Origin of the sequence: Vibrio sp. V15_P4S5T153 (genome assembly GCF_963874485.1) — a bacterium.
GTDB lineage: Bacteria > Pseudomonadota > Gammaproteobacteria > Enterobacterales > Vibrionaceae > Vibrio > Vibrio anguillarum.
In genome coordinates, this window is the sequence record NZ_CAWNHR010000020.1 from 338522 (window position 1) to 352757 (window position 14236).

Genomic DNA, 14236 nt, shown 5'->3' on the forward strand with positions numbered 1-14236 from the left:
GGTCATTTTATACCAAAGTGATCGCATTTGTTACTAGGTACCTAATTTTTAGAGCTTAGATGGTGTTTTTCATCGATAAAAAAGTAACGAAACATTAAGTTACTAAGTTCATATGTCGCACTTTTATGAATTTAATATTATTTACATCTATGGCCTTTACTTTTTTATCTAGAATCAGCGTAATGAAACGGAAATTCCCTTGCTTTGGATAGGACGAGAGCACATGGCGCTCATGCATTTTATAAGACCGCAGCGATTGTTATCATCAATATTAGCGTTGAGCTCCTTGGTGTGCGGCACCGCGTTTTCAGGCGCAATAGAGGATTTGGATAGTCAACGAGAGCTGTACGATCAAGCTCAGAGGTGGCTTGATGAAGATAAAGTTGATGAAGCTAAAAAAATTAGAAATAAGATCAAAAACTATCCATTGACGCCTTATCTGGATTATCGAACTCTGCTGGTCGATATTGGTAATAAACCGCCATTAGCGGTTCAGGTTTTTATCGATACACATCAAGATTTCCCGTTTTCAAACCGCATTCGAGCACCGTATTTAGATGCGTTGGCGGCGAAAGGGAAATGGGCCACCTTGCTTGATTTTCAAAAAGCGGAGCCGAATGATGAGCCTTATCGCTGTCATTACTACAATGCGCATTACCAAACAGGCCAGCGAGATATTGCGTTCAAAGGCGCACAAAAATTATGGCTCAGTGGCAGTAGCATTTCTGACGCCTGTGATCCACTCTTCACCGCATGGAGTGAGCAAGGCGGGTTAACCGATGATTGGTTGCTTAAACGAATGTTATTGGCGTTTGATGGGCGTAATTTAACGCTAATGAAATACTTACAGAAAAAATTAGTTAAGCCAAAATCACAGGCGACAGCGCAAGCGATGATGGATCTCTACCGCTCGCCAGAAAATGTGCTGACTTTTGCCCAGCAACACTCCAATGGTGATTTTAATCAGCAGTCGATTCAATTTACGTTAGAAAAGCTAGCACGCCAAGATGCAAAGCTTGCGCAAAGTGTGTATCAAACTCTTCTCGATCAGAAAATACTGGCGGATGCTTATCAACGTCCTATTGCAGAATATATAGCCAGAATATTGCTTGATACCGAGGAGCAAGCACTCGCAAACTGGCGAGATAGTGTGATAGCGCAAAGCTCAAACAGTCTTTTGCTCGAGCAGAGGATCCGCAAGGCACTGACCGTTGGTCGTTGGGATGAAGTTAAATTCTGGACAGAGCAGCTCCCCGCTGATGAAAAAGCCAGCTTACGTTGGCAATATTGGCTTGGGCGCGCTGATATTGCGTTGGGTGATGAAGCCAAAGGATTACAACGTTTAAATGCGATGATTGGGCAACGTAATTTCTACAGTGTCGCGGCCGCTAATATGGTGAAACAGTCAGTAAATTATCCCAGTACATCGATTAAGCTTAATCCTAATTTATTGACGCCGTATAAAAAAGCCTTAGTACGGATCCAAGAGCTGATTGAACGAGATAAAATCGCTGCTGCAAAAAGTGAATGGAAATGGTTACTCGATCGTGCAGATACAAAAGAAAAAGAGATGCTAGCGGCCTACGCCGACTCCCAACGTTGGTATAGTTTAACTGTGACAGCCTCTATTTCGGCGCGGATGTGGGACAACATGCAATTGCGTTTTCCATTAGCCCATCAATGGTGGTTTAACTTCTATGGCCAGAAACACGACATCGACCCAATTATGCTGATGTCACTTGCTCGTCAAGAAAGTGGAATGGATGTTGAGGCTCAATCGCCCGTTGGCGCTCGTGGTATCATGCAGATTATGCCGAGCACGGCTAAGTATACGGCTAAAAAATATCAGCTGACCTATAACGATGAGCAAGAGCTATATGAGGTGGGCAAAAATATCGAAATAGGCAGCCATTACTTAAATGGATTATTAGAGCAATACGGCGACAATCGAATTTTTGCATTTGCTGCCTATAACGCTGGGCCAAATCGCGTCAATCAATGGCGAGAGAAAACACAAGGCAAGTTAGATGCTTACGCTTTTATTGAAGCGATCCCTTTTCGGGAAACCCGCGGGTATGTGCAAAATATTTTGATGTTTGAGACTTACTATCGAGATTTGATGGGCATTGAAGGTGAATTTCTCAACCAAGATGAGCTCAATACAAAATATTAATTCCAATACGAAGTGAAAGTTCTACAATAGCGGAACGTATCACTTTGCGAGTACATTCATGCCACACCAACCTGAGTACACTGATTGGCAGCAGCTAATGGAATTGGTTAAATCAGCCACAGAGCAAGAGCAGCACGCAATGCTACTCACCATGATGATGACCCCAGATGAGCGAGATGCGCTCGTGGCGCGTGCGAACATCTTATGTGAGCTACTTAAAGGGGAGTTATCACAGCGGCAGATTAGCCAATTGCTCGGAGTAGGAATTGCGACCATTACGCGTGGCTCAAATGAGCTCAAAAGTAAATCAGAACAAGAAAAGTCGCAATTAGCCGCTCTGCTACTCAAGGTGTCTTAGTGACCCCTTGAGTTCGCTAACTTTTTATAAATTAGCAGGGAAATGCTCTGTGTTGATAAAAGGGATCAGAGCAAGGATCAGTGCTTGATGATAGACCGAGCTGCGAGTGAGCTGGTTATGAGTGAGTAGGCTGATCGCACCGCCTTTCTGTTTGATATTTTGGCAGTCAAACAGTTTATCCATCACATCGCCTAGCTCATTTTCGTGACTTAATAGCTCTAATACTTGAGGTGGTAGCATTAAGCTGGCTGAACGCGATTCTCCTCTATGAGTGGCGGATTCAATCACCATCCACGCAAAAGTCACGGTATTCTCAATGCCCGCTTCTAACCCGACGTAATAATCTGCCGTGGGATCTTGTTCTTTCGCATTTCGTACTCGGTTAAGTGCGCCTTGGTGGGTTTCTTCATCTGTCATCGGTTGATCCGCGACACCACTGGGCACACTTGCCCCTTTAAATGAGAAAGTATCCTGTGGAAAGGTACTTTCAAATGCACTTTTGACTGCATTGATTTTTGCTGGGTTAAGAGAGGCAATGATCACATTTTTCATAAACAGCGTTTAACTCTTTTTGTTGTTGATACCATGAAACCAACGCATTTAATGGCATTGGTTTGGCAAAATAATAGCCTTGCATGAAATCACATTGGTAATCAGCAAGCCAATTATGCATCTCTTTACTTTCAATACCTTCAGCTGTGACTTGCATTGATTGAGAGTGGCAAAGTTCGATCAAAGGCTTAATGATCTTGTGATTGTCAGTGGTGATGAGTGTATCTAAAAAAAGCCGATCGAACTTGATTTTTTGTACTGGATATTGCACCAATTGAGTAATGGAGGTGTAACCAGAACCGAAATCATCAATCGCCAATCCGTAGCCTAAATGCGATAGTTCGTGAAGCAGTGGAAAACCTTTTGAATTGGCAGAAAAAGTTTCTGTAATTTCAAAATCAATCAAATGGGGAGGAACTGCATTCTCCTGCGCATGTTTATGAATGTAATGAGCTAACTGTAAAGAGTTTAATTCTGCTGATGAAAGGTTAATCGATAACTGAACAGGGTGTTCAAACATTGCTTGCAGTGCATGGAACTCCTCGAAAGCTGAACGGACGACCCAGCGATCAATGTTGCCAAATAACCCAGTTTGTTCAGCTATCGGAATAAATTCTTTTGGTGAAATCGTACCGAGCAGCTTGGATTCCCAACGAAGTAAAACTTCAAATCCTGAGACTGTATTGCCAGCACGATTTAAATAAGGTTGGTAGACCAAGCTAAATTCCTGATCAAAATCACCTCGGCGTAATGCTTGCTCAATATTGGCTCTGCGCAGAACACCCTTATTGAGCTCTGGCGAGTAGTAAGCTATTTGGTTCTTCCCAGCATTTTTTGCTTGATACATGGCCGTATCAGCATTAGATAATAATTTTTCTAAGGTATAGCCATCGGTTGGGTAGGTAGCGATACCAATACTTGCTGTGATAGGGAAATTTCCGAGTGGTGAGTTATGCTGGTTTTGTAATGGGATCAGTAGCTGAGTGGCAAATTCGCTTGCCGCTTGTATAAAACTACTATCAGGTGTAGAAATAAAAATTGAAAACTCATCCCCTGATAGTCGCGCTGCTAGGCTTTTTACTTGATACTTTTCAAAGAAAAAGTTGCGCAATGAGCCAATATGCTGTGCAAAGTTGACTAATAATGCATCACCGACCTGATGTCCATATTTATCATTGACGTATTTGAAATTATCTAAATCAATATACAAAACCCAGATGTTATCGGTGTGTCTTGCGTTTGCTAGCACTCTTTCTACTGATTGTTGAAAGTGGTGGCGATTGGCAAGTTTTGTTAAGTGGTCGTATTCTGCAAGTGCTTTTGTTTTCTTATATGTGGTATCAAGCTCCTGATACATATCGTAAAAACGAGAGGATAGCCGGCCAATTTCATCGTTACTCTTGAGAGTTTCGATATTGTCACGCTGCTTATTCTCTACTTCTTTCAATTGTTGATCTAATTGGGATATGGGCTTGATTACATATCGGTATAATAAATACAAAAGCAGCAACACAGTCACTAGAGTCGATATTCCAAACGACAACGCTAACCGTTTTTTAATGGCATAAAGTTTGTCGTTAATTAGATACTGTGCAGGATCAAGCGTGGCATAAAGATCTGATTTTAATTCAACAGTTTGCGTTAATCCTACCTTTTTAATATCCGCTGCGTCAGTGAAAAAAATGGTACTTCGGTTATCAAATTCTATTTTCTTCATCAGTCGATTAAAGGGTTCTAGTACGACGAAAACAACAACAAAGAAAATTTTATCGCGGTTATAGCTAAGCGGTGTCGTAAGTGTTTGAGTATCTAAAACATCATACCGAACTAGAATACCTTCACCGCTGGAATTTGTCGTATAGTCAACATAAGAGGTTTTCTGTGTGCTATCGAAAGTGTTTTGTATGTGGTTGAGAATTTTTGTATCGATTTTGGCGAAGGGGTCACCACTATTTTCGGCATAATAAAGAACATTTTTGCTGCCATCCAAAATAGATAACGCAATAAAATTATTCTCTTGTGATTGGAGAATCTCCAATGTTTGCTGAAAGTTATCAACCAGTTCTAACTCTCGATAAGGGTTGCGCTCATGTGCAACGTAGTGACGAATGATATCGCTTTTCGTTAGGGTGTAAGCGTAGCTATTCACCAGGTATTGGGTCTGACGAAAGTGACCCGCGAGTTTTTCCATGCTCAGTTGAAGATAGCTTTCTTCTCTTTTCAGCAAAGCATCTTTTTGATTGGAGTAGATAATGTAACTAGATGCCACTGCACTGAGAAGAATAACCGGTGTTATCAGCAACAGAATTCTATTGTTGAGCTTCATGTTGTTCCAAAATACTGTTAATGATTTTTGCTCTCAAACTAATATCGGCAGGGAGCAATTCGCTATCAATAATGCCTTGTTCTAACAAAGCTGGGTTTGGAAATAATGATGCATCATTTCGGTAACTATCTGGCATTAAATTTAGGGCACTTAAGTTTGGTGTCGCAGCTTTAATATCTTTTGCATTTATTGCGGCAACTTCTGGGCTCAATAAGTGGTTTATAAACTCTTTTGCATGCTCTTTATTTTTTGAATTGCTGTTGATGGCTAAACAATCCACCCAAATATAGGGTCGGCCTTGCGGGGTGACAAAATCCCAATCATTGTTGCCAAAATACTTATTCAATGAAAATTGGTCACCGCTATATGCGAGTGCCATATCTAAGCCATCACTGTCAGGATGGCTTCGGACGTAACTCAATATATATTCATAGGTTAAGATATTGCGATTCACGGATAGCATCTTTTGATAAGCCTGTTTCAGTGCATTATCGTTATTTGTAATTGGCGATTGTTGTTGGGCATACAATGCTGGCAACAGGGTTTCAACTGTATCGTGAAGCATCCCCACATGGCCTTGGAGTGCTGGTGGCATGTCGATGAGATCAGCCCAGTTTTTGGGTTTGGCTGGAAATTTACTTTTTTTGTAGACGATGCCTACGGTTCCCCAAAAGTAAGGAATAGCGTGGCTACCGCACGCTTGATTCCATTTCGTATCATTATGCTTTCTATTCGGTAGAGCACTAAGATCTTCAAAGGTGTTGAGCCGAGAGTAGATAAGAGCTGATACGTTATCTAACACTACAATATCAAAAGGTAGCTGGACACTTTTGACCATCAATAGACTGCGTTCATCGTCATTATCAAAATGATATAGATTAATATCGATGCCGCTACTTTGCCGCCATTGATCAACGATTTGCGGTGACATAGTGTCTTCCCACAAATAAATATTGAGCTCTGAGCTTCGAATGTGCGCTGAAATGCCTAGCAGAAATAGCATTAAAGCCAAAGGATGGATTTTCATCATGATATAAGTAGATGAACCTTATTTATTGGAAAAGGGCATCGTTCACAATGAAAGTGTCACAGATATCTTATGACGTGTGGAATATATTCCGTGAATTCAAAGTAAGCTGACAGCCCAAAACATAGTGATTAATTATGTGTGAAATGATTGGGCATTATATGAACTATGTTGATGTCTGTCAGCTGACTTATGTCAAATATTTGACTTAAATGTGATTATTGAAGTTTTACTTGGGTCGGTTTAACATTTTCGCTTGGGTAGCAGCCTAATACTTTTAAATGCTTAGTGATTTTTGTTAGCTCATTCAATGCTTGCTGCATTTCAATGGAATCAAGATGAGATTCAAGATCAACATAGAACATTTCTTCCCAAGGATTACCCATAATAGGTCTCGATTCCAATTTGGTCATATTGATCCCGTAGCGTTGCAGCACTAACAAGCTTTCAACAAGTGAACCAGCTTGTTGCGATGTCGACATGATTAATGTCGTCTTCGCTGGAATTTGAGTAGAGACTTCCACGGGTTTTCGCGCAACAACAATAAAGCGAGTCTGGTTTTCTGTTTGATTGGCGATATTAGATTTGATCGATTGTAAGCCGTACAGTTTACCGCTGGAGGCATTGCCAATTGCGGCAACATCGTTGCGATTAAGCTGCTGTACTTTTTGCATCGCATCAGCGGTGCTCGCACAGGTTTCAAGTGTAACGCCTTTTAGGCGGCTTAAAAATTCGCTGCACTGCTGGTGGGGCTGTGGGTGTGAATAAAGGATTTTAAGCTCTTCCAAACGTAATTCAGAGGTGGCGACCAAGCAGTGCTCAATCGGTAAAGTGAGCTCACCGACAATGTACAAGGTAGTATGTTGCAGCAAATCATACACTTCGTTAATTGAACCTGAACTGGTATTTTCAATCGGCAATACCCCATAGTCGGCATGACCCGATTCAACTGTTTTAGTGACTTCTTTAAACTGATCGCAATTGAGTTCGATCAACTCTGTATTTTTACGACTGAAGTACTCACGGGTTGCAAGATGGGAGTAAGAACCTTTAGCACCTAAAAAAGCAACCCTTGCCAGCGGTTTACGGCTCAGTTGCGGATTGGCTAGATTCTGCAAGTATGCTTGCTGTAGCAAGACGGAGTCTTCAATGATGGTATGAAATAGTTTAGTAATATACTGAGCATCTAAATTGTATTTTTCTTTACCAGTGTTAATCAATTTGACTAAAAGTTGCTGTTCACGTATTGCATCTCTCACAGGTTTTGCGGTTTCCACTTTGCTTTTAGCGACTTCAATGCTGAACTTTCGACGCTCTGCCAGTAGGTTCAGCAGTTGATCATCAAGCTCGTTCAGTTGCAAGCGGATCTCTTCAAGTGAATAGTGCTTTTCAGTCATAAAAATGTCCTTGTAAAAAAGCCTCCCAGTGGGAGGCTTCCTGTTCGTTTTTGACTTATCTTCTGTCAACGACCATGCCTCCAAGGTTATTGGAGAAAAAAGAAGTCAAAAAAGAACAGTGAGGTTAAGTGCATAAGAAGGTGATTTCTCTTTGAATGTAAAGACACAATAAGCAAGCAACCGTAGAGCGTCAAGCAAAAAAATAGCGCTTGAAAGCGCTATTTTTCATCATATTAAACTTTATTCAACTTCTTCTTCTACTTCCGGTTTGTCGGTACGACGAGCTTCCGGTTTATGGCGCAGTTTGTTGAGTTGGCGTTCTAATTTTTGTTCTACCTCATTGATGGCTGCGTAAAGATCTTCATGGGTTGCAGAAGCGACTAATTGTCCTTTGGGTACAGTGATAATAGCTTCGAATCTTTTTTGTTTATTGGGCTCTTCACTAAAGCTAGCTTGGCATCCTATGATATCCACTTGCCATTTTTCTAGTTTTTTAAATTTGCTCTCAATGTGAGTGCGGATTGCAGAGGTGATGTCGATATTTTTACCAGTGATAGTTACTTTCATAGATTTTTTCCTATGTTGCATCCCTCATGGGTTAACTTCAGATTACTGATTTAATACTAAAGTAATGTGATATAGATCACTTTATTGGATGTGATTTCAAAGGGCGAGTTTAAACGTGATCTCACGCAAAGAGTGCTGACAAAGAGTAAAGAAAAAGCTTGTGATTCCTATCAATCTGGATAGATTAGTTAAAAGGTTAAGCTAAGAATTTCCCATTTTTAGGGTATTTTTGCGGCCTTAAAAGAGCGCTGCTCATTTCTTATTCAAGTGTTTTTTGTGATCTTTATTCTAACGATGTTTTGAATACCTCCCTTTTATTTCAGTTTTACCGGCACCACTCATTTTCCAGCCGTCTTTTGCTGGCGTGTTATTATTCCCATCGACTCCAAATAAAAAAACCACTCAAAGCGTGAGTGGTTTTCATGGCGTACTTAAGCTTATTGCAAACTATTGTGGATTGAGTGCAATTAACTTTTGAGTTCTGGCAATGGCATCGTTCAGTTTGAGCTGTTTATACGCTTCCAACTGAATGTGTAATGATTTGCGAGCCGCTTCAGTGTCTGGATACGTTTTTTGTAGCTCCTGAGCACGGTTGATGGCCGCAATCCAAGATTCACGGCGTAAGTAAAAATCAGCTGTGGCAAGGTCATATTCAGCCAGCCTATTTTTTAACGCGAATAAGCGTTTATGAGCATCTTCTGCATAAGGGCTTGTTGGGTAGCGTTGCAGCAGTTTCTTAAAATCCGCAAACGCAGCTTTTACCGGTTCTGGATCACGATCCGCGCGATCGACATTAAATAGGTCATGCATGAAGTTGCGATCTTGCGCCATATGCGTCAAACCACGCATGTAGAGTACCCAATCCATTTTTTCATGGGTTGGATTCAAACGGGTAAAGCGTTCAATGGTCGCTAAACCTAACGCAAGATCATCGTTTTTGTAGTAAGCGTAAATAAGATCAAGTTGAACTTGTTCTGAATACGCGCCGAAGGGATAACGTGAATCTAACGCCTCAAGTTTTTGAATGGCCGTTAACCAGTTACCACTTTGCAGTGAGGTTTGTGCTTCTGAGTATAATTCAGAAGGCGGCACATCAGGGACAATCTCTTCGCTGCTTGAACAGCCAAATAACAGTGATAATGCGAGTAAGCCTGATAAAGTGTGGTGTTTCATGACAGGAGTCGTTTCCTTGAATTAATGCTTCTTAATTGAGTGCGTAATCGCTTTACAAATCGTTTCGTTACTTTCTTAGCAGTAACAGATACAATGACGCCATATTTTATCCATACTAGACGCTATTAGTCTCACGGTTTTTAAAAAAGTTCGATATGGCTCAGCAGATTGAATTAACAAATACAGTAAAAGATAGCCAGTTAGGTCAACGTTTAGACCAAGCTGTCGCTGAATTATTCGCAGATTTCTCTCGTTCACGTCTAAAAGAGTGGCTTTTAGAAGGCAAAGTTCAGGTCAATGGTGAGGTGATCACTAAACCAAGAACGAAAGTCATGGGGGGAGAAATCATTACGGTCCAAGCCGAGCTTGAAGATGAAGAGCGTTGGGAAGCGCAAGATATACCTTTAAATATCGTGTATGAAGATGACGATATTATGGTCATCAACAAACCACGAGATTTTGTCGTTCATCCAGGCGCGGGTACTCCAGATGGCACAGTCTTAAATGCACTGTTGTTCCACTATCCAGCTATTGCAGAAGTACCTCGTGCGGGGATTGTGCATCGTTTGGATAAAGATACGACTGGTTTAATGGTGGTCGCTAAAACGGTTCCTGCACAAACACACTTAGTTCGAGCGTTGCAAAAGCGTAAGATTACGCGTGAATATGAAGCGATTGTGATCGGTACTATGACTGCTGGTGGGATGATCGATAAGCCGATTGGCCGCCACTCAACAAAACGTACATTGATGGCGGTAAGCCCGATGGGTAAACCAGCGGTAACTCACTATCGTGTGGCCGAGCATTTCCGTGAACATACTCGCCTTCGGTTGCGTTTAGAAACGGGCCGTACTCACCAAATTCGTGTGCATATGTCATATTTACAGCATCCTTTGCTTGGGGATACCGCCTATGGTGGCCGCGCTCGCATTCCGAAAGGGGCAACGCAAGAGCTGACTGATATGATCCGTGGTTTTGATCGTCAGGCTTTGCATGCCGTTATGCTTCGACTTGAGCATCCTGTGACTGGTGAAATGCTAGAATTTCATGCGCCAGTACCTGACGATATGATCATTATGGCGGAAGCTTTACGCGTAGATACTAAGTTGAATAAAAAAGACGAGTTCTAATGCAGAAGATCATCCCTAACTGGAATGCACCTAAACATGTAAAAGCTTTCTCCTCGACTAGAGTCGGTGGCTTTTCGTTAGCTCCTTATCAAGGGCTGAATTTAGGCATGCATGTTGGGGATGATCCTTTATCCGTTGAAAAAAATCGCCAATGGCTAACGCAGCAAGCGGCGATGCCCTCTGAACCTATTTGGCTTGAACAAACGCATTCAACACAAGTGTTAGCGGTTACTCAACCTACTCAGCAGATTCTGAGTGCCGATGGTGTTTTTACCCATCAGCATAATGTGGTTTGTTCTGTAATGACCGCTGATTGCTTACCTGTTCTACTCACTAATCACCAAGGCAGCGAAGTGGCTGCAGTTCATGCTGGTTGGCGCGGTTTAGCTAATGGGATACTCGAAAATGCGCTCGCCAAATTTTCTAATGATATCCTTGCTTGGCTCGGTCCTGCTATCGGTCCTACGGCATTTGAAGTCGGTGATGATGTATACCATGCCTTTGTTGAGCAAAATACCAAAGCAAAGGCCGCATTTTCTCTTCAAGAGAATGGAAAATGGCTAGCAAATATTGCACAGTTAGCCACGTTAAGGTTGCATCAATGCGGTGTTTCAGAAATATCAGATAGCGGCCTTTGTACCTTCCATAATCCTCATCAGTTTTATTCCTATCGACGCGACGGAATCACAGGTCGCCAAGCTTCATTTATTTGGATCGAAGAGTAACTTACGCAAGATCAATCTTCCCTAACTTGCCCCTTGAAAAAGCACTAGTACGTAGCCATCTTTAGCTACGTAAGATTAGTTTCTCAATTAAGGTGAGGAAAGTTGGTATGCGTCTTGATCGATTTACAAGCAAATTTCAAATTGCCATTTCTGATGCTCAATCATTGGCATTAGGCCGTGATCATCAATATATCGAGCCTGTTCATTTGATGGTGGCATTGCTCGATCAAAATGGCAGTCCAATTCGTCCACTTCTTACTATGTTAAGTGTAGACGTTATGCAATTGCGCTCGAAGCTCAGTGAGATATTAGACCGTTTGCCAAAAGTTAGCGGTATCGGTGGTGATGTTCAGCTTTCTAGCGCAATGGGTACTATGTTCAATTTGTGCGATAAACTCGCGCAAAAACGGCAAGATTCCTACATTTCTTCGGAAGTGTTTTTGCTAGCCGCACTAGAAGATAAGGGCGCGCTTGGTCAATTACTCAAAGAAATAGGGCTCACCGAGAAAAAAGTTTCTGAAGCAATAGAAAAAGTGCGTGGAGGTCAGAAAGTGAATGATCCAAATGCAGAAGAACTAAGACAAGCGCTTGAGAAATTCACAATAGATCTAACTGAACGAGCGGAACAAGGCAAACTTGATCCTGTCATCGGCCGTGATGACGAAATTCGTCGTACCATTCAAGTATTGCAACGCCGGACCAAAAACAACCCAGTAATCATAGGTGAGCCTGGTGTTGGTAAAACAGCGATTGTGGAAGGGTTAGCACAGCGCATCATTAATAATGAGGTACCTGAAGGTCTACGTGGTCGTCGAGTATTGTCATTAGACATGGGGTCTTTGGTCGCAGGGGCTAAGTATCGTGGTGAATTTGAAGAACGCTTAAAATCTGTGCTTAACGAGCTAGCGAAAGAAGAGGGTAATGTCATCCTCTTTATTGATGAGTTGCACACTATGGTCGGTGCAGGTCGAGGCGAAGGCGCAATGGATGCGGGGAATATGCTTAAGCCCGCTCTGGCTCGAGGAGATCTACACTGCGTCGGTGCGACCACTTTAGACGAGTATCGTCAATATATAGAGAAAGATCCGGCACTTGAGCGACGTTTCCAAAAGGTACTGGTTGATGAACCTAGCGTAGAAGACACAGTAGCTATTTTGCGTGGTTTGAAAGAGCGCTATGAGCTCCATCACCATGTGGAGATCACCGATCCCGCTATTGTTGCTGCTGCGAGCTTATCGCACCGTTATATTTCTGATCGCCAGTTGCCCGATAAAGCGATTGACTTGATCGATGAAGCCGCTTCAAGTATTCGAATGCAAATAGATTCAAAGCCAGAATCTTTAGATAAGCTTGAGCGCAAAATTATTCAGCTAAAAATTGAGCAACAAGCGCTAACGAATGAACACGATGAAGCGAGTGAAAAACGCTTACAGGTGTTAAACGAAGAGTTACAAGTGAAAGAGCGTGAGTTTGCCGAGCTGGAAGAAGTTTGGAATGCGGAAAAAGCAGCTCTTTCGGGTACTCAGCATATTAAGTCCGAATTAGAGCAAGCGCGTATGGATATGGATTTCGCACGTAGAGCGGGTGACTTGAACCGTATGTCAGAACTTCAATATGGTCGAATTCCTGAACTTGAAAAGCAGCTCGACCTTGCAACTCAAGCTGAAATGCAAGAGATGACTTTGCTGCGCAACAAAGTAACTGATGTAGAAATTGCGGAAGTGCTTTCAAAGCAAACTGGTATTCCAGTTTCTAAAATGCTGGAAGCTGAGAAAGAAAAACTGCTGCAAATGGAGGATGCGCTGCATCAACGAGTTATCGGACAAGTTGAAGCCGTCGAAGTGGTATCAAATGCGATTCGCCGTAGCCGGGCTGGGTTATCTGATCCAAATAGACCGATTGGTTCCTTCTTATTCTTAGGGCCAACTGGTGTGGGTAAAACTGAATTGTGTAAAACACTCGCAAACTTTATGTTTGATAGTGAAGATGCCATGGTGCGAATCGACATGTCTGAGTTTATGGAAAAACACTCAGTAGCGCGATTAGTCGGCGCGCCTCCAGGTTATGTGGGCTACGAAGAGGGTGGCTACTTGACCGAGGCTATTCGTCGTAAACCGTACTCGGTTATCTTGTTGGATGAAGTTGAGAAAGCACACCCTGATGTCTTTAATATCCTGCTACAGGTATTAGATGATGGGCGCTTAACTGATGGACAAGGACGCACAGTTGATTTTCGTAATACAGTGGTAATTATGACCTCAAACTTAGGGTCTTCACAAATTCAAGAAAAATTCGCAAGCTTGGATTATGAAGGCATTAAAAAAGAGGTAATGGAGATTGTAGGTAAACATTTTAGACCAGAGTTCTTAAACCGAGTGGATGAAAGTGTAGTATTCCATCCGTTGGCGCAAGAACAAATTAAATCGATCGCTTCTATTCAATTAGCCCGTCTTGGTAAACGAATGGAAGAGAAAGGTTATCAGCTTGAGGTATCTGAAAAAGCGTTAGAGCTGATTTCTCAAGTTGGGTTTGATCCTGTTTACGGAGCAAGACCATTGAAACGCGCGATTCAACAAAGCGTTGAAAATCCATTAGCGAAAGAAATCTTGGCAGGAAGAATCCTACCGGATAAAAAAGTTAAGCTAGTTGTTAGCAATGACCAAATTATTGCTCATCAAGACTAAACATTTACATTCAAAAGGGCCAGAAATGGCCCTTTTTGTTGTCATCCCTAAACCACCGCCTTGGGCGGTGGTGATTGAACCTTGGGGCTATTGCCCGAAGGAGTGCCCATGCTAGAAGTAAACC

11 protein-coding genes and 1 other annotated feature are annotated in these 14236 nt (G+C 42.1%); of the genes, 5 read left to right on the forward strand and 6 right to left on the reverse strand.

The genetic code is table 11. The features are described 5' to 3' along the window. Positions 1-223: 223 nt before the first annotated feature. Both AACT42_RS22705 and trpR read left to right on the forward strand, forming a co-directional pair. Positions 224-2173 (forward strand): transglycosylase SLT domain-containing protein, encoded by a 1950-nt coding sequence (locus AACT42_RS22705; RefSeq protein ID WP_141193207.1) that lies wholly within the window; start codon positions 224-226, stop codon positions 2171-2173. Positions 2174-2231: 58 nt separating this feature from the next. Beyond that, entirely contained in the window at positions 2232-2531 is a 300-nt protein-coding gene (gene trpR, locus AACT42_RS22710; protein WP_013857539.1) for a trp operon repressor, read from the forward strand. Positions 2532-2555: 24 nt separating this feature from the next. Here the strand turns inward: trpR and yjjX are convergent, their stop codons facing one another. From yjjX to bamD, 6 genes are all read right to left on the reverse strand, one after another. Further along, on the reverse strand, positions 2556-3083 hold the full coding sequence (gene yjjX / locus AACT42_RS22715) for an inosine/xanthosine triphosphatase (protein WP_017043286.1): 528 nt from the start codon (positions 3081-3083) through the stop codon (positions 2556-2558). After that, positions 3055-5409 (reverse strand): putative bifunctional diguanylate cyclase/phosphodiesterase, encoded by a 2355-nt coding sequence (locus AACT42_RS22720; RefSeq protein ID WP_094167996.1) that lies wholly within the window; start codon positions 5407-5409, stop codon positions 3055-3057. The genes yjjX and AACT42_RS22720 overlap by 29 nt, the downstream gene beginning before the upstream one ends. Then, positions 5393-6439, reverse strand: coding sequence for a polyamine ABC transporter substrate-binding protein (locus AACT42_RS22725; protein WP_094134200.1), 1047 nt, complete (start codon positions 6437-6439; stop codon positions 5393-5395). The genes AACT42_RS22720 and AACT42_RS22725 overlap by 17 nt, the downstream gene beginning before the upstream one ends. 215 nt (positions 6440-6654) lie before the next feature. Then, complete coding sequence (gene pheA, locus AACT42_RS22730; RefSeq protein WP_094134199.1) at positions 6655-7833, reverse strand: prephenate dehydratase; 1179 nt, start codon at positions 7831-7833, stop codon at positions 6655-6657. Between the two features lie 12 nt (positions 7834-7845). Next, positions 7846-7964: a sequence feature (Phe leader region), on the reverse strand. A gap of 109 nt (positions 7965-8073) precedes the next feature. Then, on the reverse strand, positions 8074-8400 hold the full coding sequence (hpf, locus tag AACT42_RS22735) for a ribosome hibernation-promoting factor, HPF/YfiA family (protein WP_026027341.1): 327 nt from the start codon (positions 8398-8400) through the stop codon (positions 8074-8076). Between the two features lie 447 nt (positions 8401-8847). Next, positions 8848-9573 (reverse strand): outer membrane protein assembly factor BamD, encoded by a 726-nt coding sequence (gene bamD / locus AACT42_RS22740; protein ID WP_013857531.1) that lies wholly within the window; start codon positions 9571-9573, stop codon positions 8848-8850. A gap of 155 nt (positions 9574-9728) precedes the next feature. Here bamD and rluD point away from each other — a divergent pair, with 155 nt between their 5' ends. The 3 genes from rluD to clpB all read left to right on the forward strand — a co-directional run bounded on the left by rluD (position 9729) and on the right by clpB (position 14112). Beyond that, a complete protein-coding gene (gene rluD / locus AACT42_RS22745) occupies positions 9729-10703 on the forward strand; it encodes a 23S rRNA pseudouridine(1911/1915/1917) synthase RluD (protein ID WP_013857530.1) in 975 nt (324 codons plus the stop codon). Further along, on the forward strand, positions 10703-11428 hold the full coding sequence (gene pgeF / locus AACT42_RS22750) for a peptidoglycan editing factor PgeF (protein ID WP_094134198.1): 726 nt from the start codon (positions 10703-10705) through the stop codon (positions 11426-11428). The genes rluD and pgeF overlap by 1 nt, the downstream gene beginning before the upstream one ends. A 107-nt stretch (positions 11429-11535) precedes the next feature. Beyond that, a complete protein-coding gene (clpB, locus tag AACT42_RS22755) occupies positions 11536-14112 on the forward strand; it encodes an ATP-dependent chaperone ClpB (protein ID WP_088720938.1) in 2577 nt (858 codons plus the stop codon). The last annotated feature ends 124 nt before the right edge of the window (positions 14113-14236 follow it).